Here is a 23595-nt window from a genome sequence, read left to right as displayed (position 1 = left end):
TGTCATGAGGTATATCGGCACTGCTGCATCCCGTGTCGACGGTTATGCAAAGGTTACCGGCGCTGCGAAATACGCTGCGGAGGTCCGTCCTGACGACCTCACTCATGGCAGCGTGGTTACATCCACCATCGCTAGGGGCAGGATTACGCGTCTCGATGTGAGCGAGGCATTGAGAGTCGATGGCGTGATCAAGGTGCTAACGCACCTGAACCGGCCGGAGATGCCAGATGACGACAGCGCCTATAAGGACGATGTTGCTCCGGATGGCTCGCCATTCCGGCCGCTCTATGATGATAGAATTCTGTTCGACGGGCAGCCAATCGCGTTAGTCATTGCCGAAGAACCGGAAATCGCTCAGTTCGCGGCCTCCTTAGTGCGGGTCGACTATGACCAGGAACCGCACGTCACCGATGTGCGTCGCAGGCGGGAAGAGCCTTCGGCCTTGAAACCGTCTGCAAAGACTGGAGCAGATCCCTTCGCTCCACCAAAGCCACGCGGCGCGGCCGAGAAAGCACTCGCTGCCGCTGAAGTGCGCCACCAGGGCGAATATTATGTGCCGATCGAGCATCACAACCCGATGGAGCTCTATGCGTCGACGGTCATATTCGAGGGCGATGGCAAGCTCACGGTCTACGATAAAACCCAGGGTGTGCAGAACGTCCAGCGCTACCTCTGCGGCGTACTCAAGATGGATCCGGACGATGTGCGCGTCATGTCGCCCTTCATGGGTGGCGGCTTCGGATCAGGATTGCGCCCACAATATCAGGTAGTTCTGGCCGGGCTGGCGGCGCTCGCACTGAAGCGCTCGGTGCGCGTCGTGCTCACCCGGCAGCAGATGTATGGCCTCGGTCACCGGCCGGCTATGATCCAGCGGATCGAGCTCGGTGCCAAGGCCGATGGAACACTCGAGACGGTCACGCACGACGCCGTCACGGTGACGTCGCAATACGAGCACTTCTACCGGCAGGAGACTGGCTGGTCAGGCCTGCTCTACCGGTGTGCCAATGCAACATACGCACACAAACTCGCTCCGCTCGACCTTGCAACCTCGTGCGACATGCGTGCTCCAAGCGCGGCGACTGGCGTCTATGCCCTCGAATGCGCCATGGACGAGCTCGCGGTTGCGCTCGGCCTCGACCCGCTCGATCTGCGCCTGCGGTGTTATTCGGACCGTGACCAGCACGCCGACCGGCCCTACAGCAGCAAGAACCTGCGGGACTGCTATCGCCAGGGTGCCGAAGCGTTCGGCTGGGACAAGCGCAACCGCGAACCTCGTTCGATGCGCGATGGCAGCGAGCTGGTGGGCTGGGGTATGGCAACCGGCGTCTGGGAAGCGATGCAGGTTCCGATCGGGGTGCGCATCGTTCTCACTGCCAATGGCCATGCCGAAGTGTCTTGCGCGACCTCCGATATCGGCACAGGCACCTATACGATCATGGCGCAGGTCGCAGCCGACATGCTCGGATTGTCGCTCGACGACATCACCATCAAGCTTGGAGACTCGACGCTACCGCAATCGCCGGTCGAAGGGGGATCATGGATTGCGGCCTCGGTCGCCAATGGGATCGCGACGACGTCCGATGCGGTCCGCCACGAGCTGTTGGGCCTCGCCAAGCAGATGCAGAATTCGCCGTTTGCAGACGTTGCGCCCGATGAGGTCACGCTGGCTGATGGCAAGCTCGTGAGCAAGCGCGATCCTACAAGCGCGGTATTGATTGCCGATGCCATGCGCCATAGCGGTGTCGACCGCATCGAGCGGGAGAAGACCACGCGCTTTACCAAGGACGAGTCGCGTTCGCACAACGTGCATTCCGCCGTCTTCGCCGAGGTCAAGGTCGACGAAGAGCTGGGCGTCATCCGAGTCACCCGCATCGTCAGCGCAGTTGCGGCCGGGCGCATCCTGAACCCCAAGACCGCCGGAAGCCAGATCTTGGGTGGCGTGGTGTGGGGTATCGGCATGGCGCTGCACGAGGAAACGCTCCTCGACCACACCTTCGGGCGCGTCATGAATGCCAACATAGCGGAGTACCACGTCCCAGTGAATGCGGACATACACGACATTAAGGTGATCTTCGTCGACGAGCCGGACGACAGCATCAATCGGCTGGGCATCAAGGGGCTGGGCGAGATCGGCATTGTTGGCGTCGCCGCTGCTGTCGCCAACGCGGTCTATCACGCGACGGGAATGCGCGTGCGCGACCTGCCCATCACGTTGGACAAGCTCGATTGATCTTAAGCGTCCAATCCGAAGGGCAGCGGTTGGGATTGACGGTGTCCGCGAATGGGTCAAACTGCGACGAAGAGAGAACCGTCTGAAGGCCGGCTCTCCGTTGTATTCAGCTTCAGGTTTAGTACCGAGGCCCGCGTATACGATCGGTTCAGAACACGCGATGGCGACTGATAACCTGTGGGTCCGAAACCCATTCCGCATGGATCCGCGCCGGGCCTATTCTGCGAGGAGGATAAGAGATACCGGCGCTGGCCCTTCGCGTAGGCCGGTTACAAGCTGTGCCTGGCGAGTTCCTCTCTCGTATCGATATCCTGAGCGACAGCAGGATCCGTAGTCGGCCACTCGAGAACATCCGACCTTTCGCGCAGAAGTGAGCCCGCACCGACATCACCGGACAGATCTCCGATTACCGCTTGGAGATCACGCGAGAGCACGACGGGGTTACCTCGACGGCCGCCCAAGGTAGGAACGAGGGCCGCTGGTTCTCCCCTTTCTCGCCACTCGGCCACGAGAGCGTCGATGAGATCCGCTTTCACGAAGGGCATGTCCCCGAGGAGGATGACCGCAGCCCGCGTCGTTGGAGGGAGGGCGGAGAATCCGGCCTTCAGCGAAGTCGAAAGCCCTTGTGCAAATAGGGCATTATAGAGGATCTGAACGGGGAGCCCATGCAGCGCCGCCTTAACCTCGTCGGAGCAACAGCCAGTCACCACGATAACCGGATCAACCAAGGAGCTGACGGCAGCCTCCGCCGCATGCCGAACCAGGGCCTTGCCGCCGATCTGAGCCAAAAGCTTCAGCTCGTCGCCGAACCGGGTGCCCCGTCCGGCAGCCAGAACAATGGCCGCCACATGGCTCATTCGTCGCCCTCGCTTACGCCACCCTCACGCGGCTGTGGCCTGGAGACGATCTCCATGAGAAGCCCTCCGACGCCGAGGGACATGATGTCGAACCGGGTCACGGGCACGTTTGCCAGAAGGCGGTGCAGGACCCAATCGAAGCCGTTTTCCTTCGGAGATCGCGCGCATCCTGGAGCACCGATCACGGGCTTGCCGGCGATGGAACCCACAAGAAGCAGGTTTCCCGGATCGACCGGCATGCCGAAATGCTCCACCCGTCCGCCGGCCCTCTCGATGGCTGATGGGATGACATCGCGACGGTCGGCAATGGCCGAGGCTCCGAAAACGATGATGAGCTCAGTGTCGCCATCTGCCTGTGAAGCCAATTCCTCCGCTAGGGCGGGGGCTTCGTGAGGCACACGGCGTTCCTGCGTGATCCGCGCGTGCGCCGGTTCCAGTCGCCTGCCGAGCACGGCAAGGGTCTTGTCGATGATGCTCGGCTTGAGGCCTGGGAGAATCGTTGAGATAACCCCCACCGTGCGTCGCATGTAGGGCGCGATGCGCAAGGCACCCTTGCCGGCTCTCACGATCCCATTTTGCAGCATGACCTCCGGAATGGCATAGGGAATGATCTTGACGGTGCCGACCATCTCTCCTGCGACAACAGGCTTATAGGCTGGCAGGGTGGCGGCTGTCATGGCCTCGTCGACGGCGTTGAGGCCGTGGATCGAGTCGGTATCGATTACAAGAACGCCCGAGGTTTCGGCGTAGAGATTGGAGCGCCCGGTGAAGGGTGCTTCGACAGCGACGTTGCTGCCTGAAAGCGCATGAGCAAGCCGGGAGGCCGCCTCGTCTTCGGCAATGTCATCAGGTTCGAATCGGGCTACGATGAGGGTTTCGACGCCGGCCTGCTTCAGGCGCACGGCGATTTCCGACGTGACGAGGGTTCCTTTCTTCACCAACGTTTGCCCCGCCCGCACGCTGTGGGCCGCCAGGGCCCCAATCGCTTCCTCGAGTGGAATCTGGCCGAACTTCACGCCGAGCGCCTCCGCTCCTTGCGCAGGCTCGCGACGATTTCGGCCAGGATAGAGACCGCGATCTCCGCAGGCGAAACAGCCCCGATATCGAGGCCGATGGGGGCATGGATCCGAGCGAGATCCGCTTCGTTGAACCCGGACGCGGTGAGGCGTTGAACGCGGCGTTCATGGGTTTTGCGCGAGCCGAGCGCACCGATGTAGAAGCATTTTGACCGCAGGACGGCCGTAAGCGCAGGATCGTCGATCTTCGGATCGTGGGTGAGTGTGACGACGGCCGTATACTGGTCGATCCCGACGTCGGGGAGAACGGCATCAGGCCATTCGGCCAGCACCGGTGCATCGGGGAAGCGCTCAGGCGTTGCGAAAGCTGTGCGCGGATCAATGATCGTAACGTCGAGGTCGAGGTCCTTGGCCATAGGCGCGAGAGCCTGACTGATATGGACAGCCCCGATGACGACCAACCGCACCGGCGGCGTTTGCACGGTCAGGAAGAACTGGCGGTCATCCCGCTCGACGAGCCCGCTCTTCCCACGGCGCAAGCTCTCCTGTAGGTCCTGGGCCAGCGGGTCGCCTCCAACCTCCGCCTCCCGAACGATGCGCTGCTCGCCCGAAGCAACATCGGTCACGAGCACGGCGGCTCGCCGGGCGGCGCGCTCTGCATTGAGGTCTGACAGGAGGCTCAGGCGCATGCCGTCTAATCCACCCGCTCAACGTAGACCCGGATCCGACCGCCACAGGACAGTCCGACCTGCCAGGCGGTCTCGTCAGCCACTCCGAATTCGATCATGCGGGGCTTTCCATTGGCGATCACGTCCAGGGCCTCCGTGATCACCGCGCCTTCGACGCATCCGCCGGACACGGACCCGAGAAAGTTCGTGTTGTCATCGATCACCAGATGACTGCCCACGGGCCGAGGTGCCGATCCCCAGGTCTCGACCACGGTCGCGATCGCGACACCCCTGCCGTCGCGCTTCCAGGCTTCTGCCGTCTTCAGGATATCCGTGTCGGTCGAGAGCATGAGATTTCCCGGCGATTGGAGCGAGTTCGCAGACCGTTCGATGATCAATACTGCCACCACCGTGCCTTGGACCGCAACCGTGATCCAGGTCTCGTCAGGTCTGACATTCCGGAGCATTGACAGGCCCGGCGTTGCGGAGTCTGATCCGTGCCGAACTAGCACCTCCGTCGGATGGACCGCCCGCAGGATGCTGAACGATATCTACAGCCGCCGCATCCTGGAGCTTGCGGCCGACATCCCGCTTCAAGGGACCTTGCCGGGTGCGCATGGAAGCGCAAAGGCCCACTCGAAACTGTGCGGGTCGACGGTCACGGTCTATCTGAAACTTGACGGCAATGTCATCAGCGCCTTCACTCACGAGGTGAAGGCCTGCGCCCTTGGGCAAGCCTCCTCATCGATCATGGGGCGGCATGTGATCGGTTCGACCGCCGGGGAGCTTCGGGTGCTCCGGGAGGACATGCATCGCATGCTGAAGGCAGGCGGGGATCCTCCTTCCGGCAAGTGGGCAGACTTGGCGCTGCTGGAACCGGCGCGGGACCTAAAAGCCCGTCACGCCTCGATCCTCCTCACTTTCGACGCTGTGGTCGATGCGCTTGCCCAAGCCCAAGCGGCCAGGAAGGAACAGCCTGTCACGGATATCGGCACCTGAGCGCCGCGCCTCAGCGTGCGTTGCAGCAACGCTTGGCAGGTGACGCGCCGCCTGATTTGCCCTTACTCTGCCATTCGGGCTGTTGACAGGAGGAGAACTCAGCATGGCGATGACGATGCAGGGCGAAGTCGCACTTCCGGCCGACCGGGCGACAGTGTGGGCGGCCCTCAACAATCCGGAGGTCCTGAAGGCGGCGATTCCCGGCTGTCAGGACCTGGAGAAGATCAGCGACACGGAGTTCCAGGCAACCGCCAAGGTCTCGGTCGGGCCCGTGAAGGCGACCTTCAAGGGCGGCGTGAACCTCACCGACCTCGACCCGCCCAGCGGCTATACGATCAGCGGCGAGGGCCAAGGCGGCGTTGCCGGCTGGGCCAAGGGCGGCGCGAAGGTGCGGCTCGAAGACGTCGAGGGCGGCACCAAGCTGATCTACGACGTCGAGGCCAATGTGGGCGGCAAGATCGCCCAGCTCGGCGGGCGTCTCATCAACGGCGTCGCCAAGAAATATGCCGACGACTTCTTCGCGAACTTCGCCAAGATCCTGTCTCCCGCCGAAACAGCCGCCTGACCATATCCTCAGTGGCCGTTCTTTGAATCATTCCAATGCTTGACCGCTCAGATTGGGCGGGCCACACTCGGCTTTGATGGATCGCATTCGTGCGGTCGTCCAACAAAAATACCTGCCGGTGCCTGAGACCACCTGAAGGTTGGCTGGGTTGCCGGCGACTGAGGAGGATATCACGCATGACCACCGTCTCCCTGACGGTGAACGGTCAATCCGTCACCGCAGACGTCGACCCCCGCACCCTGCTCGTTCAGTTCCTGCGCGACCATCTAAGACTCACCGGAACCCATGTGGGCTGCGACACCAGCCAATGCGGCGCGTGCGTCGTTCACCTGAACGGACAGGCCGTGAAGTCCTGCACCACCCTCGCCGTTCAGGCAAATGCCAGCGTTGTCACCACCATCGAGGGCATCGCCCAGGGCGGCGAGCTGCACCCGATGCAGGCGGCTTTCCGTGAGCATCACGGGCTGCAATGCGGGTACTGCACGCCGGGCATGATCATGGCCGCCATCGATATCGTGAACCGCAAGGGGAATGTGCTAGACGAGCAGACGATCCGGGCCGAGCTCGAAGGCAATCTGTGCCGCTGCACGGGCTATCACAACATCGTCAAGGCTGTTGCCGCCGGAGCTCAGGGCATGGCCCAGGCGCCTCTGCAGCAGGCGGCGGAGTAAGGCGACACGCTCGTCCACGGCCCGAACAGGCGCGATCTGCACGCGAGCCTCGGAGCAGGCGGCTTCTCTCCAGAGCCTACTTCGCGGTTTCCGCTCCGCTTCCCGATGAGGGACAAAGCAGACAAGGGAGGAATTCATGACCGCAACAGGGATCGGCGCACCCGTCCGCCGGAAAGAGGATCAGCGTTTCGTCACCGGCCAGGGACGCTACGTTGACGACTTCAACCGACCTGGCCAGGCCTACGCGTATTTCCTCCGCTCGCCGCATGCCCACGCGGCGATCCGGTCCATCGACACGGGACCGGCGATGATCATGCCGGGCGTGATCGCCGTCTTCACGGGCGACGACCTCGCAGCCGACAAGATCGGCGGACTCATCTGCGGCTGGATGATCCATTCCAAGGATGGCAGCCCGATGAAGGCAGGGCCGCACCCGGCGCTTGCTCAGGGCAAGGTGCGCTATGTGGGCGACCACGTGGCGGTGGTGATCGCCGAGACGCTCGCCCAGGCGAAGGACGCGGCGGAAGCCATCGTGGTCGACTACGACGTGCTCCCGGCTGTTGTCGACACAGCCCAGGCGACGAAAGCACCGGTCCAGGTGCATGACGTCTCGCCCGACAACACCGTGTTCAACTGGCATCTCGGCAACAAGGACGAAACGGAAGCGGCTTTCGCGCGGGCGAAGCACGTGACCAAGATCGACCTCATCAACAACCGGCTGGTGCCGAACCCCATCGAGCCGCGCGCGGCCGTCGGCGAATTCGATCTCGGGACCGACAACTACACGCTCTACACGACAAGCCAGAACCCGCACGTAGCCCGCCTTGTGCTCTCGGCCTTCATCGGCGTCGCGCCCGAGCACAAGCTGCGCGTCATCGCGCCGGACGTCGGCGGCGGGTTCGGCTCCAAGATCTTCATCTATGCGGAAGAGACGGTTTGTGTCTGGGCGGCGAAGAAGGTCAAGCGCCCGGTCAAGTGGACGTCGGATCGCTCGGAAGCCTTCCTGTCCGACGCGCATGGCCGCGATCACGTCACCCATGCGGAGATGGCAACCGACGAAAGCGGCAAGATCATCGGTCTCAGGGTTCACACCACAGCCAATCTCGGCGCTTATCTCTCCACCTTCTCCTCCTCAGTGCCGACCTATCTCTACGCCCCGCTCCTGTCGGGCCAGTACGACATTCCGGCAATCTACTGCGAGGTCGACGGGATCTATACGAACACCGCGCCCGTCGATGCCTATCGCGGCGCGGGCCGCCCCGAGGCCACGTTCGTGGTCGAGCGTCTCGTCGAGAAGACCGCGCGCGAACTGGGCCGGGACCCGGCCGAGTTCCGCCGCAGGAACTACATCACGCAGTTCCCGCATGCGACCCCGGTCATCATGACTTATGATACGGGCGACTATGCCGCCTCGCTCGACAAGGCCCTGGAGATTGCCGACTACAAGGGCTTCTCGGCAAGAAAGCAGGAAAGCGCCCGCCGCGGCAAGCTGCGGGGCATCGGCTTCTCGAGCTACATCGAAGCCTGCGGTATCGCTCCCTCGCAGGCAGTCGGCTCTCTCGGTGCGGGCGTAGGCCTATGGGAATCGGCCGAAGTGCGCGTCAACCCGACCGGCTCCGTCGAGGTGCTCACGGGCTCGCACAGTCATGGCCAGGGCCACGAGACCACGTTCGCCCAACTCGTGTCGGACCGGCTCGGCATTTCCATCGATCAGGTCAGCATCGTCCACGGCGACACCGATAAGGTGCAATTCGGCATGGGCACCTACGGCTCGCGCTCCGGTGCCGTCGGCATGTCTGCCATTGCCAAGGCCCTCGACAAGGTGATTGCGAAGGGCAAGAAGGTGGCCGCCCATGTGCTCGAGGCATCCGAGGGCGATATCGAGTTTAAGGACGGGAGGTTCGGCGTGGCCGGCACCGACCGCTCGCTGGCCTTCGGCGAAGTGGCGCTTCAGGCTTACATCGCCCACAAGTTCTCGGGCCAGGATCTGGAGCCCGGCTTGAAGGAGGGAGCTTTCTACGATCCCACTAACTTCACCTTCCCGGCCGGGGTCCATATCTGCGAGGTGGAGATCGATCCGGATACCGGCGTGACCAAGATCGAGCGCTGGACGGCAGTGGACGATTTCGGGGTGATCATCAACCCGATGATCGTCGAAGGCCAGGTTCATGGCGGCATCGCCCAGGGCATCGGTCAGGCGCTCCTCGAAGGTGCCTACTATGACGAAAGCGGCCAGCTCATCACGGCCAGCTTCAACGACTACTGCATGCCGCGTGCCATCGATCTTCCGTCCTTCCAGGTCGGCATGACGATGACCCCCTGCCCTTCGAACCCGCTCGGGATCAAGGGCTGCGGCGAAGCCGGCGCCATCGCGGCCCCGCCGGCCGTCATCAACGCGATTACCGATGCCCTCGGCCATGAGGACATTGCCATGCCGGCGACGCCTCAGGCGGTGTGGCGGGCGGCCCAGAAGGCACGCATGCCCATGGCGGCGGAATAAGGGAGGACGGAAATGTACGCTTTCGAATACCACCACCCTACAAGCGTCAAGGAAGCAGCAAACCTCGCTGGCCAAGCGGAGGACGCCAAGTTCCTTGCTGGCGGGCATACGCTGCTGCCGACCATGAAACTGCGGCTCGCAGGTCCGGCGAACCTGATTGATCTCGGCCAGATCGCGGAGCTTCGCGGTATCGAACGCTCCGGCGACACGATCACCATCGGGGCCATGATGAAGCATGCGGAGGTCGCCAATTCAGCCGAGGTGAAGGAGGCCATTCCGGCTCTTGCCGAGATGGCCGAGCTCATCGGCGATCCGCATGTGCGCAACCGCGGCACCATCGGCGGCTCCATCGCCAACAATGATCCCTCCGCTGATTATCCTGCCGCCTGTCTTGCCTTGAACGCAACGATCATCACCAACCAGCGGAAGATCGCGGCCGACGACTTCTTCCAGGGCATCTTCACAACGGCTCTAGAGGAAAGCGAGATCATCACCCAGGTGTCGTTCCCGGTCCCCTCACAGGCAGCCTACACCAAGTTCCGCAACCCGGCCTCGCGCTACGCCCTTGTCGGCGTCTTCGTGGCGAAGCATGCGGATGGCGTGCGTGTCGCCGTGACAGGAGCGGGATCGAACGGCGTGTTCCGCGTGCCGGAGATGGAGCAGGCCTTAAGCGGGAACTTTGCGCCCGAGGCTCTCGACGGCATTGCCGTGGCCGAGGACGAGATGAACAGCGACATCCATGCGGATGCCGCCTATCGGGCTCACCTCGTCGGCGTCATGGCCCGCAGGGCCGTGCAGGCGGCCGCGCGGAGCTGAACAGCCAGACCAGAACGACGTTGACTCAATGCCCGGGCTCTGCCCGGGCGCCCTACCCTATGGAGCAGCACAGCTCGTGGCCGACCAACCCGGTTCCATCGACAGCACCTTGGCGCTGCTTGAGAGTGCAGGCTATGTGGCCGACCGCCCGCTCGCGACGGTGCTCTTTCTCGCGCTGAAGCTCGGACGCCCACTCTTTCTTGAAGGAGAAGCCGGCGTCGGCAAGACTGAGATCGCGAAAGTGCTCGCGTCTGCGCTAGGACGCCGCCTCATTCGCCTGCAATGCTACGAGGGCCTTGATGTCGCCTCAGCCGTCTACGAATGGAACTATGCCGGGCAGATGATGGCCATCCGGTTGGCCGAGGCCGGCGGGACGGTGGACCGCGACACATTAGAGAGCGACCTGTTCTCGGAACGCTATCTGGTGAAGCGGCCGCTCCTGCAGGCTCTTGAGCCCGACACCGCCGGAGCACCGGTTCTCCTGATCGACGAACTCGACCGCACGGACGAGGCCTTCGAGGCCTTTCTTCTGGAGGTGCTCTCAGACTTCCAGGTCACCATACCGGAACTCGGCACGGTCAAGACTGAGCATCCTCCCATTGTCATCATCACGTCGAACCGCACCCGCGAGATTCATGACGCGCTCAAGCGCCGCTGCCTCTATCATTGGGTCGATTACCCGGGCGCAGAGCGAGAGCTCGCCATCCTCACAAGCCGTGTTCCGCAGGCCGCCGAGCGCTTGTCGCAGGAGATCGTCGCCTTCGTTCAGGCAATCCGAAAGGAGGATCTGTTCAAGGCACCGGGCGTGGCCGAAACCCTCGACTGGGCATCGGCCCTCGTGGAACTCGATGCGGTTGCGCTCGACCCGGCGCTGGTCTCGGACACGCTCGGCGTTCTGTTGAAATACCAGGATGACATCCAGAAGATGCAGGGCAGCGGGACCAAGGCCATGCTCGATCGGCTTCAGAGCATGCTGAGGGTACCCGAGTGACCGACGGATCTGCCCGCCAGGGTGAAGGTCGCCTTGCGGACAACATCGCCTATTTCGCGCGGGCCTTACGGGCCGCAGGTCTGCCGGTCGGCCCTGGCGCGGTTCTCGATGCCATTGCGGCGGTCGAGGTGGCGCGGATCGGCCCGCGCGAGGACTTTTACTGGACGCTTCATGCGATCTTCGTGAAGCGGCATGAGCACAGCATCCTGTTCGACCAAGCCTTCAGGATCTTCTGGCAGCGGCGCGCACTGATCGAGAAGCTCATCGCTCAGATGTCGCCGATCACTCCCGGCGGGGCCAAGGAGGAGAAGAAGCCGCAGGCTGGTGCTCTGCGCGTAGCCGAAGCATTGGCCTCGCCCCGGCAGGAGAAGCCGGAGCCGGTCGAGAAGACCGAATTCTCCGCCCGCCTCACCGTCTCAGACCGTGAGGTTCTGAAGGCGAGGGATTTCGCGCAGATGTCGGCCGCCGAGATCGCTGTGGCCAAGCGCCTGATTGCCGACATGTCCCTGCCGGACGACGAAGTGATCACGCGCCGCTTCGTGTCGGATCCGCGAGGCCGCCAGATCGATCCACGCAGGACGTTCCGGCGGTCGCTGCGCGGCGGCGGGGCCGCGATCGACTTGGCCTATCGCACCCCCGCAATGCGCCATGCGCCGATGGTGGCGCTCATGGACATCTCAGGCTCCATGGCAGACTATTCCCGGCTCTTCCTGCACTTCCTGCATACCATTGCCGAGAAGAGACGAAGAGTTCACTCCTTCGTCTTTGCCACGCGCCTGACCAATATCAGTCGCGAACTGACGAGCCGTGATCCTGATGAGGCCCTGGCCCGCGCCTCGAAGCGCGTACAGGACTGGGAAGGCGGAACGCGCATCGCGCATGCGCTGCACGACTTCAACCGCCATTGGTCCCGCCGGGTGCTCGGTCAGGGTGCTATCGTCCTGCTCTTCACGGACGGCCTCGAACGGGAAGTGACGCCGGAACTGACGTTTGAGATGGACCGGCTCAAGCGCTCCTGCCGCCGTCTTATATGGCTGAATCCGCTTCTTCGGTTCGACGCTTTCGAGGCTCGCGCCTCCGGCATCCGGGCGATGCTGCCTTATGCGGATGAGTTCCGCTCTATTCACAACCTAGCGTCTATGGAGGAGCTCTGCCGGGCCCTGTCCGGCGATCTGGCCGAGCGAGCCAATCCACGCCAGTGGCTGCGGGCGTCGTGAGCGTGAACACGATTCGCAAGGATGACACTGAGCGTGGGTGACTTCGCTGTCCGGACGCGCTCAGGATGGAACGCCTCGCCGCGCCAGGAATTCCCCTTGGGAGATGACGACGAAGCCGCCTTAGCAGGAGTTCGCCCGATGCCCGATCGCATGCAGGATGGTCAGCAGCCAGAGGCTCTACGCTCCCTGAAATCCGCCGCGAAGGCGGGAAGTCGGAAGCCGCAGGAGCAAGGTCTTGAAGCCCGCGGCGACACCGCGCCGATCTCCGCGCCTCTGGAGCAGGAACAGGACGCCGCCGCGAAGGTGCTCCAGGAGGGAGTCGAGAAGAACCCGCAAGGGATGGAAGACGCAGCCCGGAAAGCTCCTAAGCGATAGTTCCCCGAAGCTCAGCCCTTCCCGGCTGTGAGCTGAGCTGGACGGACTGTAACCTCTTCCGGAGGAGTTCCCAGGGCTCACATCACTGACGGGACGCTCCTACAATTGCTACCGCTGGACCCAGCTATTAAGGCCCGTCAGGTTGCGGCACGCCGAGCCAAGGCAGCCGAGACTGGGGTGCTGGGCGCGTGGTGCGGATCCTCGCTAGCCCTCGCTAGCCCGCCTTCTTCCGGCACGCGGGACTGACGGACATCATGCGTAAGGGTTGGCTCGTGGAACGTTGGGCACCACTGCCAACCCACACGCGCGAGTTCATCGCCATGGGGCTTTGCTATCATGCAAAGCCCGCAGCGGAGCACAGTCTCTCGCCAACCGATTGCGAGGCATTGAATGTCGCCGCGGCGGATCCGGATCGCTTGTTCGATTATCCGGACTTCTGCTTTCGCGAGTACTTCGTCGTCACGCTGGGGCGCATCCCGGCCTGACTCTGGGCATTGCCACGAGCCGGGCGCAGGAGTGAGTGACGCGACCTTTGCTCAAGCTTTCCTGCCTCACCCTTTTAAGGCAAGCCAAAGCGTCATATCTCGAGCATTCAGTCGGGCCAAACAAATCAAAGCAGTTCAGCCGCGGCATCGATATCGGTGCATCCCGGAGTAGCTCTGATGAAATCGCCATAAGATCGGAGAAGCTCGCGCGCCTCTGACCGCCTCTCTGTCTCGGTAAGATATCCGGCAAGGCTGGTGGCCGCGCGAAGCTCAGGCATGAGGGCTCCCTGACTTCGGGCTGACTCGATCGCGGTCCGGAAAGTCCGCTCGATCTCGTCGGAGTTGCTATACCGGCCTCTGGCCAGGGCGTGAGCTCGCATGCGCAACAGCTCCGACAGCTGAAATCTAGCACCGTTTTGCTCTGCGCTCTTGATGGCTGCTCCGATCGTCGCAAGTGCCTTCCCTGTCTCCCGCGCAGTGCTATAGGTTTCTCCGAGCAAGCCCAGGAAGTAGGGAAGTCCCATCTCGGCGCCGGTCGCCCGGATGGCTTGAACTCCCTGTTCCATCTGCTCGATGCCCAGATCCAGTTCGCCAAGCTGCGCTGTAGCCCACCCCACCTGGAAGACGCCCTGGGACCGCAGAAGCGGCAGCATGTACTCATCACAGACCTCAATCTCTCGCTCGGCCCATAACAGGGCAAGATCGGGTTCGCGCCGGAATATGTGCAGGTAACTCATACCCCAATAGGCCAGTGCGGTCGTCAGAGGATGCGCGAGCTTCTCCGCCAGTTGCATGGCCTCTGTGCATCTGATTGTTGCGCGTTCAAGGTGGCCCTGCTGCCAGAGGACGAGGCCGGACATGCAGCGACTGCAGACGCCTGGGTCATGGCCCGAGTACTGAAAGGTTAAGGAATGATCTCTCTCGGGCTGGTACCGCCCGATAGCGTGCTCTGCGTGTGCTCCGGCCGTCGCATAGTCGCCCATGAAGAAGCCGTTCGTCCAGAACATATGGTGGGTTTCGATGGCCACTCCGTTGTCCGGTGAACCCAGACTTGTCTCTGCGCATTTCTCGGCAATCTTCTGGGCAGATTTGGGCTGCCCGCTGATCATGTAGTACTGCGCCCGGCCACGCAGAATGGTAAACAGCTCCGCCCTGTCATCAAGCAGATGGCAGAGCGCCTCAGCCCGTTCATAGGCCTCCGACACCTCACGGGCACCCCAACCCTTGGCAGCCATCCAGGCGACGCCGCAGGTTTCCTGGTACTGAAGTTCGATCCGGAATCGCTCTGCTGTCTCCGGCCACCGCGCCGCGATCTCCAAGCCCCGACGAAGAAACGCCAGGGCTGTCTGATGAGCAGATCGTTGCAGAGCCCGGCGCGCTGCACGCAGAAGATAATCGACAGCCTTGGTCCAGCTCTCGGCCCTGACAGCATGCTCGCTCAAGCTTTCCAGGATCTCTCCAAGGTGCTCAGCATGGTCTATCTCCATCAACTCCAGAACACGGCCGTGGATGCCACGCCTCGTTGAACCCACCAGACTCCGGTACGCCACGTCCTCGATCAGGGAGTGCCTGAAGATATAGACGCCAGCCGGGAACACCTGCTTTTCGCTGATGAATCCTGCTCTCTGGAGACAGGTCAGGCTACTTTCGAGCTGCCTGTGATCGAACCCGGTGATCTGGCCGAGCAGGTCGACCGGGATCTCTCGCCCGATGACCGCCGCAATCTGCAGTGCCCACCGGTCTCGTTCCTGGAGTTGCCCGATCCGAGCGGCAATGACGGATTGCACAGTGGCGGGCACATCAAGCTTGGTGATCGCCTCTTGGGCGGAATAGCTCCCCGGCGGCCCCACGAGTTGGCCACTCTGAACCAAGGACCGAACCACCTCCTCCATGAACAGGGGAATGCCTCCTGTCCGCTCTGCAACTAGCGGGATTAAGTGGGAAACACTTGGATCATCCCCAATCAGGCTGCGCAGGAATGCATCCACGTTGCCTGGTTCCAGCTGATCAAGCCCCACTTGGAGGAAGCTGCCTCTCTGGAGCCAATCGTGTCGGTACTCCGGCCGATAGGTCGCCAGCAGCAGAATTGGCTGGTGGCTGATGCTCGCCACAATTCGCGTGATGGCGGCTTCACTCTCGGGGTCGACCCAATGTAAATCCTCAATCAGAACGACAATTGGCTGTTGTTGCGCCTCCAAAGACAGAAGCACTGCGGTCGCATCCCGGGCCCGTCTGGCGCGATCGGCAGCTGAAAGCACAATCCATTCCCGATCCTCGATCGGGAGATCGAGCACGAACAGCAGGGGCGATAAGACGCGCGCCTCGGCGCCTCGTTCCCGGAGGCGAGTGGTAAGCTTGGCGGCTACCGCCTCGGCCGGCGCACCGGCGCCGACGCCGAGTAGGCTGTGGAGCAGTCTTTTAAGAACGATGAAGCTAGCATTGCTGTCAGCCTCCAGCGCTCCACTCTCGAGCACGACGGCTCCTTTGTCCTGTTGACGGGCCACAAACTCGTGCGCGAGCCGGGATTTGCCCAACCCGGGCCCGGCGACAAGACCAACAACCTGGCCCTGCCCTCGTTGCGCACGTTGCCATGCCTGGCAGATGGTACGCAGTTCCGCCGCACGTCCGATCAGAGGTGTCAGCCTTTGACCAGCCCGAAGCTGCCACCGTGACAGAGCTTGGTTTTCTCCGACGACCCTGTAGACCTGCTGTTCGCGCTCCGGGGACAAATCAGCGGAGGCGTCAAGCGACTCCATGATCAGAAAGCCGCCGGTTGCCTCGCGCGTTCTCGCGGTCGCTACGATGATCTCGTGTCTTAAAGCTTGCGCCAACCGTTGAGCCACACGAACTGGTGGGCCGTTCACTTCAACCCGTGATCCCTGAGGGAGCGTGCGAGTGCGCACAATCGCCTCGCCGGTATCAGTCGCCGCTTTGACCTGCGTCGCTTGGTCGGCAAGATGCTGTATGGCCCGGCTCACAGCGAGAGCCGTCTGGGCAGCCTGGAGAGCATGATCCTCTACTGGTGCCACGGCTCCAAAGATCGCGGTCAGATCAGCCTGTCCGCGAGTGACAATGATGCCACCCCTCTGCTCGACAACATTGGTGGCAAGGTCGAGCAAAGGCTCGATGGCCTCGAGGAAGACCTCTGGGTCCGTGTCGTCACGGGCTAAGAGCGGAATGACGATCTCCACCACCAGGACACTGACTTGCTTGCGCGTCTCGTCCGTTGCAACAGGAGTCATGGGCGTTGGTGTTATCGTCTGATCACTGTGCACGATCTCGTGATCGCTAACATGAGTTTGTGCCTCGATAGCTGCGCCTGGAGCGATTACAGCATTTGGCTTTAGGACGCTTTGAAGAGCGGCCTCGCCGAGAGCCTCGACCTGTTTGGCGACCTGACTATTCTGAGAGACGATGCTTTGAAGGGCATGGCCATAGGGAAGTGCGCGCTCCGGCACTTCTGCGAAGCGACAGATCAACTCCTGGAGAAGGCGGATTCTTCCGAGGTCGACCTCGTTGGCTAGGGCGATCCGCCAAGCCTCGAAATCGGGACAGCGCGGTAAGGAGAGATCTGCTAGGAACCCGCCGCGGTACAGTGTTGCCATCTCCTCGAGTTCAGCAGTCTCGCGGGAGCTCAGATCATCTTTATGCAGCGTTCCAACGCGGGCGAAATCCAGCTTTATTGCGTCAGGCGTGAGAGTGACAGTATTCCGGTCAGCTATGAGGCACGTCTCGGAGCCGCGGCCCAGGATCTGGCGCATCTTTGAGAGGCTCCACCGCAATGCGCCGCGCGGATCGTCGGGGACATCCCAGAACAGCTCACACAGTCGCTCGCGGCGGTGAGATCGGCCAGTGACAGCCAGGTAGGCCAGAAGCGCCCGTGTCTTCTTCGAAGGAGGCAGACCGATCGGTATACCATCCCGGCCAACGTGGAAATCCCCGAGAACTCGGATGTCGAGCAATCCCAGCATAGATCACCTTTTCTGCCAGGTGGGCTGATTTGCAGCTGAGAGTATAGTTCACGGCTCTCGTGGAGGAGACTGCTCCTCAATGACAGATAGCTTCGCAGGACATCTACTGCTCGGCTGGCTACGCCATCCGTCTCAGGACCTATCCCGGTTGCAACAGCTGAAATGAACAAAGCGACCAAGCCTCTTCACCAAATCCCGTCGGCCATAGAATGCACAGGGTAGCAGCGGGACGGCGCCGTGCAAACTCTATGGAGCAGACAGACGCCGACTGCTGGGAGGGGAAGATCCTCTCATTACCACGCTCACAGCCTTGAATACATCGCACGCTTCCACGGTCGCTCACATGGGCACGGGTCAAGGTCGAAGCATCCCCGATGGGGATCGGCGCAAGCCGGCAACCAATCAAAGGAGCTTCACCATGCATCCGTCATTCGGCATCGAGTACCAGTGTCCCTCGCTTAAGTGGGAGGACGTGATGAAAGGCCCCTCGCGCGAGGCAGTGCTGGCCCACACATTCAAGGTGCTGCATTACCGAGAGCTCTTCGGGGCACAAGGCCCGACGGCGGGAGACGACACCCGCCGCGATCCGGAGGAGACGGCACCGTCTCTCGACCATGCGGCGGATTGCTATGACGCGGCCGCATAGAGGCACAATGCGGTTCTGGGGAGCGGCGCCCGCCGACGCTTCCCCAGAGTTCGGGAGGCCAGCTCCGGCAAGACCACTTTGATCGGCCTCCTGCCCGTGGCCGCGCTCTCCGACTTAGCGGGGTTGCTCGCTTGCTGGGCTTTCTCAGGGAATCCAGCATCGGGTATGCCTTTAGGGCTTGGCTCAGCAGATCAGCGTGTCCCATCGCTGTGTGCGGTTGATCACGGCAGTGGTCAAAACGCCGGATATCTTCAAAGCGGTTCAGCACCCAGCCATAATGCCCTGAACGAGTAGGAGGTTCTCATGCACGTGAAACGCCTATTCACCGAGCATCCCGAGTCTGTGGGGGAATCCTACTTCGAACATATGGGCGTCGCCCTCAGCTTTGCCGGTCCTCTGCTTACGGCCGGTCTAGCGGCTTTGGTGCATGCCGTCCTGCCCTTCCTGTGCGTGACAACCGCGAGCGGCACGGTGAAGCAGCTCCATGCCCGAATGGTGAACCGCCGACAGCAGTCATCAGTAGGATCCGCCCCTGATGCTCTGCTGGCCTGGGACCCTGGCATCTGATCCGATCCGTACAAGGCTGCGAGCGGCGATGGCGGAGACCGGCGCGAGGCAAGGTGACCTGCGGTTTGCTCACCAGCGGCATCACCTCTCCGCCCTGGACGGGCTTACGCCCGAGCGGGTCCGCAGATCCGGTGAATTGCGCGGGTCGCGGACAGGGAGCCATCGGGCTGCCGCGGCCAAAGATGAAGATCGCAGCGCCAAGCTTCACGAGGCTCATGTCCCTCGGCACGAAGGTGGCCCCGGGAACCTCAGGCGGAACCGTGATGTCCGCCTCCCAGCCTTGGTAGGTCACCTTCACCTATGGTGACCGGACTCTGTCCAGAGACTGTTCTGACGACCAGGGTCCGCCCCCCAACCGGTCAACAGTCCCGCGAATGCGGATGTGCACTCCCTCTGGCGCTTGGGCAAGGACCGGGACAATGGCGAGAGCGTCGAGCACTCCCATCAAGGATGATCGCATGGATGTCCTCCGCAGCCTGTGAGGCATAGCCCAATGACCTGGTGCCGAGTTCCTAAACGAGCGCCTCGGTGTGCGCGTCAACGTCCCAAAAGGATGGCACGCCGTGATCGTGCAGCGGAGGTCTCCCGGGCCGGTCTCGTGTCTGAAGGGCGCATCGTCCGAAACGGTCATGTGGCCCGGCTCGCCCCCGCTCTAATGGTCAAGGATCACGAGAGTGCGCAATTCCAACACAAGCTCACCCAAGGGCATCGTCAAGTTAACGAGTTGAGGTCGAAACGCCGGCTCTGCATCTGCGGATCAGAAGGTCGGCGCAACGCCGGTCACCTCAGTCCAAGTCATAAAGGCTTGCGCCCGGAATGCGCGATGGTCAGCTGCATTGGTGTTTGACGGACGGCGAAAGAGGTTCGCAACCTGGTCATGAACCGAGAGAAAGCGTTGGGCCTGCCCAGCTGACTTGAAGCGCTTCATGATGCGCTCGCGCCGACGGGTCGGTTGGTGACTATTTTCGGCTCGATTGTTCAAGCCTTTACGCTGGCGGTGCTCCACACCCGGCATGACAGCCTTCTTCGCGGCGGCATAGCTGGCCAGCTTGTCCGTGATCATCACGCGCGGTGACCGGCCCTGACGCTTCAGCAGTTTGCGCAGCAAGCGCTTGGCCGCCTCCGCGTTGCGCCGACTCTGAACCAGGATGTCGAGTACGACTCCATGCTGGTCCACGGCACGCCAGAGCCAATGCTTTTTACCAGCGATGCTGATCACAACCTCATCGAGATGCCATTTGTCGCCAGGAGCCGGATGACGCCTGCGGATCTGGTTGGCAAAATCCTGGCCGAACTTCATCGCCCACTGCCGTACCATCTCGTGGCTGACCAGGATACCTCGGGCAGCGAGCATCTCTTCAACCATGCGCAGGCTCAAGGAGAACCGGAAATACAGCCACACAACGTGGCTGATGACCTCAGCAGGGAACCGGTGGCGGGCATAGCGAGGCTGGCGAGAAGATTTCATCCTTCACGTATGCCCTGATCCGGTCACTCTCTGGTTAATTTGACGGTGCCCACCGGGGCGCCAGGCGCTTGAAGCGGTTGATCTTACCGACCAGACGTTTGCGTCCTCTAAAGATAAAGCACATTGTTCGAAGCGGAAGACCGCGGTTGTACAATGGCTGCGCTCCATCTCGGAAGCTCGCCAATCCCACGCTGATGGACCGCTTCGGGTCACGGACTGCCCTTCAGCTTGGCCGTGTGAAGGTCCGCTTTTCGCTCCTGACCTGCCCTCCCCTCTCCTGCTGTCGTAAATGCCTACTGGGCAGCTTATTGCCTCTTGCCCTCCACTGATCATCGCAGCAGAAGCAGCATGGATTTCAGCAAGGCTTCACTCACTTAAGGTTTCCGAACCTAGCCTTTCCCGAAGTCACGCTTCGGCCTATTGCTAAGGTTTTGATATCGTTGGACCTAAGTACACCACAGGAAGGTATTTAGGGGATGGCTACGGTCTGATGGTCGGATAAGCGCCACATCGCTCGGCTGCACCGTGAGCGGCTTCATCAAAGATCAAATCACGGGCACCTATTTAGGCCTTTCGGCTCCAGCCGAACCGCTAAAGCCTTTGTTTTCAAAGCACTTTCGCTGGCTGTAGGAAAGCCCTCCCCTCCCCTGCTAGTTAACAAAATGGCTTGAGAGACGTTTGCAAACGATCGATTGCTCGCGATAAGCAAAAGTGTACATAGCCCGCTCTAGAACTTCCAACTAACGTTTGAATACCCCTCCCCTTCGAGCCCTTTGCACGTATTCGCGACTGTGGACCAGCCACGGAGGCATCGGAACTATAGAGATCCCTTCCAGATGATGTGCTGAAGATCGTTGCAGAAGGAAACAGACCGGATGCCGGGGCCCTTCCATTTGGCTGAGCCCCGTTCGATGTCATTATTCAGACTTGTGGGCCTGCGCTCTGAATTCCGAGTACAAGCTATCCAGCTTGGCGAGTAGGAAGTTCCCGAACTCGGGGGCGAGCTTTTCATCCAACGTGAGCTGAAATTTCTTGTCGCCGCGCGTGTACTTGGCAACCTTCAGCCCGTCGGTAGCCGTCCATGCTTCTGTCTGCGCACGTTCGGTCTTCTTGACCTGAGCAAGAACAAACTGGAAGCGCGCATCAGATGAGAGGCGCTGGAAGTCATCACTGGTGAATGCTTTGCGGACTTTCTGGTGAGCCCGATTATCCATGCTCGCGGACAGATCCATCCAGCGGCCTTGACCGATGCTGGGTGCCGGCCCGATTGCGTCGATTATATCGAGCGGGATGCTGGAGGCGACGCTGATCAGACGAGAGAGATTGCCAGGATCGATGCACAGCGACTGGGAGATCACTTCACGGGTGAACTTCCTGTCTTCGAGTTGCTTAGCAAAGCGCGCCCTTTCAATAAAGCTGAGGTTGGTGCGGGCATTGTTTTCCTGCCCTTGAGCAACGACCAATTCCTCGTCGGTCAAGTTTCTGACGGTGGCCTTGACCTTTAGGCTGAGCTCCTTGAGAGCACGAACACGCCGGTGACCGAAGGCGATCTGGTATCGTCCATTTTCCGTCGGGTGAGGACGGACCAGGACAGGAACGATCTGACCTCGATCCCGAATGGATCGGAGAAGTTCCTGATGGTCCTCTTCGGATGGGGCCATGCGATCAGGAACGAACGATGCATCGAGATCCGCAGGATCCAACTCGACAATCGTTTGACCCTGGCTGAGCTGCCGCTGCATTTCCTCAGCCCGCGCAAGCACGTCGACGGTTTGCGTGATCGTCCCGAGTTGTGGGGTAGGACGTGAGGGCCTCTTGTCCGTCGACGCAAACGGCCGGTCGACCTTGTGCGGACGGTCGCCCTGCTCTACCGGCTGATTGGCCGCGGGAGCGGTTCCTTCATCAATAAGGTCTGCGAGAAGATTTAGACGAGCCATTAGACTCTCCCCCAGGTGCGGCGAATGTGAGCCTCGACCTCTCCATTGACGAGATCGAGTGACTCCATGGCGCGATCGTACGTGCCCTTGTTAAACTTCTGGCGATCGACTTCGTAGAGCGTCTGCTTACTTAAGCCAGCATCGGCGATGGCTGTGCTCTTCAACATAGCGTTGGTCATGACCCGCGGACCGAACAGTGAGCGTAGAAAGCCCACCATCTGGTTCTGAGGGGTGTCGCTCGGCTCATATCTGGTGATCAGATACGACATCCAGTCGTAGTTCGCGATGGGCCGGGCCTTGTTGATGACCTGGAGCAGATCAGTTGTCATGCGCAGGAACTGAGCCATCGAGAGGACATCGAGCATCTGCGGATGAACGGTGATCATGATCGAGGTGGCCGCGCAGAGAGCGGCCATCGTCAGGTACCCGAGGTTGGGAGGGCAGTCGACGAGGACGACATCGTACTCACCTTCGACAGGCTCGAGGGCCTGTGCGATCCTTACAAAGAATGTCGAGGCTTCCTTCGCACGGGGAGTTGTTGTCTCGAACTCCATCAACTCGAGGTTTCCCGGGATGATGTGCAGCCCGGGTAGATAAGTCGAGCGGATGATCTCCCGAATATCGACTCGGCGATCATCGTACCTCAGAGCGCCATAGAGGGTTTCGTCTGCCCCCACGTCGAGCTCAGGTTGATGACCAAATAACGTTGAAAGGCTGGCCTGGGGGTCCAGGTCGATAGCGAGCACTCTGTAGCCTTTTAGGGCCAGATACTGGGCTAGGTGAGCGGTGGTCGTGGTTTTAGCGCTGCCACCTTTGAAATTGATGATCGACAGGATCTGGAGTTTGTCTTCACCCTGACGATGGGGAACGTATTGACGCGATGGGTTTGTAGCGTCGAGCAATTCACGGATGGCGGCGATGTCTTCCACCGAGTAGGTGCGCCGGCCGTTGACCGGAGGTTCTGAAAGTTCAACTTTTCCGTCGATGGCGATCTGGCGGAGGTAGCCCTCGGCGATGCCGATGAACTTGGCGGCTTCGGCAGAAGTCAGACGGCGGATCGCCTTCTTGGCGAGTGGTGGGAAAATGCGGCGTTGGAGGGCCTGGAGCTTTGAGGCCAACTCGTCCGCGTCATTTTCTAGGAGCTCAAGGAAGGTTTTATCGGTCTCGTACGATAATGCGGCCTGAGTGCTCATACTGCTTTTCCGTGCCTCTGGATCTGCGCAGAAATGGCTGATGGGGGCCGATGTGCGCTGATGAGCAGTAGGAGCTAAGAGGTTTAACAATCCGTAAACACTCCCCTTCGGAAAACGTCTTTTTAAGCAAGTAGACTGCGGCTGGGCAGGCTTTTTTTGGGATCGTTTCCGCTGAGGCAGAATCGGCTGTGTTATAATCAGCCCCCCTCCCCTTCCAAGATGCTGAAGCGACTCGACGGAGTTGTATTCAGTCCGGCTAGAGGTAAGGCGCGCAGGAGAAAGATGTAAATCGGCAGCAGTGAGACAATGGCAGACAAGATCAAGGAGGGGCGGGAAATTGTAAGCTTACAAGTTTCTTTCGGACGGGATCGAGATTACTCTCCCCTGCTGAAGGCTACTTTGAGAATTCTGGCAATTCGACCT

Annotated in this window: 20 protein-coding genes; 12 read left to right on the top strand and 8 right to left on the bottom strand. The window is 61.3% G+C overall.

Annotated elements, in window-relative coordinates; genetic code table 11:
* Nucleotides 1–4: 4 nt before the first annotated feature.
* Nucleotides 5–2230 (top strand): xanthine dehydrogenase family protein molybdopterin-binding subunit, encoded by a 2226-nt coding sequence (locus BB934_RS35390; protein ID WP_099514473.1) that lies wholly within the window; start codon nucleotides 5–7, stop codon nucleotides 2228–2230.
* A 269-nt stretch (nucleotides 2231–2499) separates the two neighbouring features.
* Here the strand turns inward: BB934_RS35390 and BB934_RS48630 are convergent, their stop codons facing one another.
* From BB934_RS48630 to BB934_RS35375, 4 genes are read right to left on the bottom strand one after another with little or no spacing between them, the layout of a single operon-like run.
* Nucleotides 2500–3087: a nucleotidyltransferase family protein gene (locus BB934_RS48630; protein ID WP_173909554.1), complete on the bottom strand. Its 588-nt coding sequence runs from the start codon at nucleotides 3085–3087 to the stop codon at nucleotides 2500–2502.
* Nucleotides 3084–4103, bottom strand: a complete 1020-nt coding sequence (locus BB934_RS48625; RefSeq protein ID WP_173909553.1) for a molybdopterin-binding protein — start codon at nucleotides 4101–4103, stop codon at nucleotides 3084–3086. Before BB934_RS48625 ends, BB934_RS48630 begins: the two co-directional genes overlap by 4 nt.
* Nucleotides 4100–4792: an XdhC family protein gene (locus BB934_RS35380; RefSeq protein ID WP_099514472.1), complete on the bottom strand. Its 693-nt coding sequence runs from the start codon at nucleotides 4790–4792 to the stop codon at nucleotides 4100–4102. The genes BB934_RS48625 and BB934_RS35380 overlap by 4 nt, the downstream gene beginning before the upstream one ends.
* Before the next feature lie 5 nt (nucleotides 4793–4797).
* A complete protein-coding gene (locus BB934_RS35375) occupies nucleotides 4798–5121 on the bottom strand; it encodes an XdhC family protein (protein WP_099514855.1) in 324 nt (107 codons plus the stop codon).
* A gap of 187 nt (nucleotides 5122–5308) precedes the next feature.
* Here BB934_RS35375 and BB934_RS35370 point away from each other — a divergent pair, with 187 nt between their 5' ends.
* The 9 genes from BB934_RS35370 to BB934_RS47800 all read left to right on the top strand — a co-directional run bounded on the left by BB934_RS35370 (nucleotide 5309) and on the right by BB934_RS47800 (nucleotide 13390).
* Nucleotides 5309–5770 (top strand): iron-sulfur cluster assembly scaffold protein, encoded by a 462-nt coding sequence (locus tag BB934_RS35370; protein WP_099514471.1) that lies wholly within the window; start codon nucleotides 5309–5311, stop codon nucleotides 5768–5770.
* Nucleotides 5771–5873: 103 nt separating this feature from the next.
* Nucleotides 5874–6335, top strand: a complete 462-nt coding sequence (locus tag BB934_RS35365; protein ID WP_099514470.1) for an SRPBCC family protein — start codon at nucleotides 5874–5876, stop codon at nucleotides 6333–6335.
* A 176-nt stretch (nucleotides 6336–6511) separates the two neighbouring features.
* Complete coding sequence (locus BB934_RS35360; RefSeq protein ID WP_099514469.1) at nucleotides 6512–7006, top strand: (2Fe-2S)-binding protein; 495 nt, start codon at nucleotides 6512–6514, stop codon at nucleotides 7004–7006.
* A gap of 136 nt (nucleotides 7007–7142) precedes the next feature.
* Nucleotides 7143–9506, top strand: a complete 2364-nt coding sequence (locus BB934_RS35355) for a xanthine dehydrogenase family protein molybdopterin-binding subunit (RefSeq protein ID WP_099514468.1) — start codon at nucleotides 7143–7145, stop codon at nucleotides 9504–9506.
* A gap of 12 nt (nucleotides 9507–9518) precedes the next feature.
* The gene (locus tag BB934_RS35350) at nucleotides 9519–10322 is read left to right on the top strand and encodes an FAD binding domain-containing protein (RefSeq protein ID WP_099514467.1); all 804 of its coding nucleotides are present in this window, start codon (nucleotides 9519–9521) and stop codon (nucleotides 10320–10322) included.
* A gap of 76 nt (nucleotides 10323–10398) precedes the next feature.
* Complete coding sequence (locus tag BB934_RS35345) at nucleotides 10399–11313, top strand: AAA family ATPase (RefSeq protein ID WP_099514466.1); 915 nt, start codon at nucleotides 10399–10401, stop codon at nucleotides 11311–11313.
* Entirely contained in the window at nucleotides 11310–12530 is a 1221-nt protein-coding gene (locus BB934_RS35340) for a vWA domain-containing protein (RefSeq protein WP_099514465.1), read from the top strand. Before BB934_RS35345 ends, BB934_RS35340 begins: the two co-directional genes overlap by 4 nt.
* Before the next feature lie 138 nt (nucleotides 12531–12668).
* Nucleotides 12669–12905: a hypothetical protein gene (locus BB934_RS35335; RefSeq protein ID WP_157934518.1), complete on the top strand. Its 237-nt coding sequence runs from the start codon at nucleotides 12669–12671 to the stop codon at nucleotides 12903–12905.
* 254 nt (nucleotides 12906–13159) lie between these two features.
* Nucleotides 13160–13390, top strand: a complete 231-nt coding sequence (locus BB934_RS47800) for a hypothetical protein (RefSeq protein WP_157934517.1) — start codon at nucleotides 13160–13162, stop codon at nucleotides 13388–13390.
* Nucleotides 13391–13515: 125 nt separating this feature from the next.
* On the opposite strand, the gene BB934_RS35330 is transcribed toward BB934_RS47800, so the two are convergent.
* Nucleotides 13516–16632, bottom strand: a complete 3117-nt coding sequence (locus tag BB934_RS35330) for an AAA family ATPase (RefSeq protein WP_157934516.1) — start codon at nucleotides 16630–16632, stop codon at nucleotides 13516–13518.
* Between the two features lie 1147 nt (nucleotides 16633–17779).
* Between BB934_RS35330 and BB934_RS35325 the strand changes: the two genes are divergently transcribed.
* Together BB934_RS35325 and BB934_RS35320 are read left to right on the top strand one after the other, a co-directional pair.
* Nucleotides 17780–18007 carry a hypothetical protein gene (locus tag BB934_RS35325; protein WP_099514462.1) on the top strand — a complete coding sequence of 76 codons (228 nt, stop codon included), beginning with the start codon at nucleotides 17780–17782 and terminating at the stop codon, nucleotides 18005–18007.
* A gap of 303 nt (nucleotides 18008–18310) precedes the next feature.
* Nucleotides 18311–18574, top strand: a complete 264-nt coding sequence (locus tag BB934_RS35320; RefSeq protein ID WP_099514461.1) for a DUF6356 family protein — start codon at nucleotides 18311–18313, stop codon at nucleotides 18572–18574.
* A gap of 757 nt (nucleotides 18575–19331) precedes the next feature.
* On the opposite strand, the gene BB934_RS35310 is transcribed toward BB934_RS35320, so the two are convergent.
* The 3 genes from BB934_RS35310 to repA form a co-directional block, all read right to left on the bottom strand.
* Nucleotides 19332–20042: an IS6 family transposase gene (locus tag BB934_RS35310; RefSeq protein ID WP_099514459.1), complete on the bottom strand. Its 711-nt coding sequence runs from the start codon at nucleotides 20040–20042 to the stop codon at nucleotides 19332–19334.
* Nucleotides 20043–20959: 917 nt separating this feature from the next.
* Nucleotides 20960–21979 carry a plasmid partitioning protein RepB gene (gene repB / locus BB934_RS35305; RefSeq protein WP_099514458.1) on the bottom strand — a complete coding sequence of 340 codons (1020 nt, stop codon included), beginning with the start codon at nucleotides 21977–21979 and terminating at the stop codon, nucleotides 20960–20962.
* Nucleotides 21979–23172: a plasmid partitioning protein RepA gene (gene repA, locus BB934_RS35300; RefSeq protein WP_099514457.1), complete on the bottom strand. Its 1194-nt coding sequence runs from the start codon at nucleotides 23170–23172 to the stop codon at nucleotides 21979–21981. Before repA ends, repB begins: the two co-directional genes overlap by 1 nt.
* Between the last annotated feature and the right edge of the window lie 423 nt (nucleotides 23173–23595).

This window comes from Microvirga ossetica (assembly GCF_002741015.1).
Lineage (GTDB): Bacteria > Pseudomonadota > Alphaproteobacteria > Rhizobiales > Beijerinckiaceae > Microvirga > Microvirga ossetica.
Note: the sequence above shows the minus strand (reverse complement) of the source record. Positions and strands in the feature narration are given on the sequence as shown.

What these genes read in the sequence shown, in the direction of transcription:
- BB934_RS35390 (WP_099514473.1), top strand. Translation starts at nt 5, where the DNA reads ATGAGGTATATCGGCACTGCTGCATCCCGTGTCGACGGTTATGCAAAG.
- BB934_RS48630 (WP_173909554.1), bottom strand. Translation starts at nt 3,087, where the DNA reads ATGAGCCATGTGGCGGCCATTGTTCTGGCTGCCGGACGGGGCACCCGG.
- BB934_RS35380 (WP_099514472.1), bottom strand. Translation starts at nt 4,792, where the DNA reads ATGCGCCTGAGCCTCCTGTCAGACCTCAATGCAGAGCGCGCCGCCCGG.
- BB934_RS35375 (WP_099514855.1), bottom strand. Translation starts at nt 5,121, where the DNA reads ATGCTCTCGACCGACACGGATATCCTGAAGACGGCAGAAGCCTGGAAG.
- BB934_RS35370 (WP_099514471.1), top strand. Translation starts at nt 5,309, where the DNA reads ATGCTGAACGATATCTACAGCCGCCGCATCCTGGAGCTTGCGGCCGAC.
- BB934_RS35365 (WP_099514470.1), top strand. Translation starts at nt 5,874, where the DNA reads ATGGCGATGACGATGCAGGGCGAAGTCGCACTTCCGGCCGACCGGGCG.
- BB934_RS35360 (WP_099514469.1), top strand. Translation starts at nt 6,512, where the DNA reads ATGACCACCGTCTCCCTGACGGTGAACGGTCAATCCGTCACCGCAGAC.
- BB934_RS35355 (WP_099514468.1), top strand. Translation starts at nt 7,143, where the DNA reads ATGACCGCAACAGGGATCGGCGCACCCGTCCGCCGGAAAGAGGATCAG.
- BB934_RS35350 (WP_099514467.1), top strand. Translation starts at nt 9,519, where the DNA reads ATGTACGCTTTCGAATACCACCACCCTACAAGCGTCAAGGAAGCAGCA.
- BB934_RS35335 (WP_157934518.1), top strand. Translation starts at nt 12,669, where the DNA reads ATGCCCGATCGCATGCAGGATGGTCAGCAGCCAGAGGCTCTACGCTCC.
- BB934_RS47800 (WP_157934517.1), top strand. Translation starts at nt 13,160, where the DNA reads ATGCGTAAGGGTTGGCTCGTGGAACGTTGGGCACCACTGCCAACCCAC.
- BB934_RS35330 (WP_157934516.1), bottom strand. Translation starts at nt 16,632, where the DNA reads ATGACTCCTGTTGCAACGGACGAGACGCGCAAGCAAGTCAGTGTCCTG.
- BB934_RS35325 (WP_099514462.1), top strand. Translation starts at nt 17,780, where the DNA reads ATGCATCCGTCATTCGGCATCGAGTACCAGTGTCCCTCGCTTAAGTGG.
- BB934_RS35320 (WP_099514461.1), top strand. Translation starts at nt 18,311, where the DNA reads ATGCACGTGAAACGCCTATTCACCGAGCATCCCGAGTCTGTGGGGGAA.
- BB934_RS35310 (WP_099514459.1), bottom strand. Translation starts at nt 20,042, where the DNA reads ATGAAATCTTCTCGCCAGCCTCGCTATGCCCGCCACCGGTTCCCTGCT.
- repB (WP_099514458.1), bottom strand. Translation starts at nt 21,979, where the DNA reads ATGGCTCGTCTAAATCTTCTCGCAGACCTTATTGATGAAGGAACCGCT.
- repA (WP_099514457.1), bottom strand. Translation starts at nt 23,172, where the DNA reads ATGAGCACTCAGGCCGCATTATCGTACGAGACCGATAAAACCTTCCTT.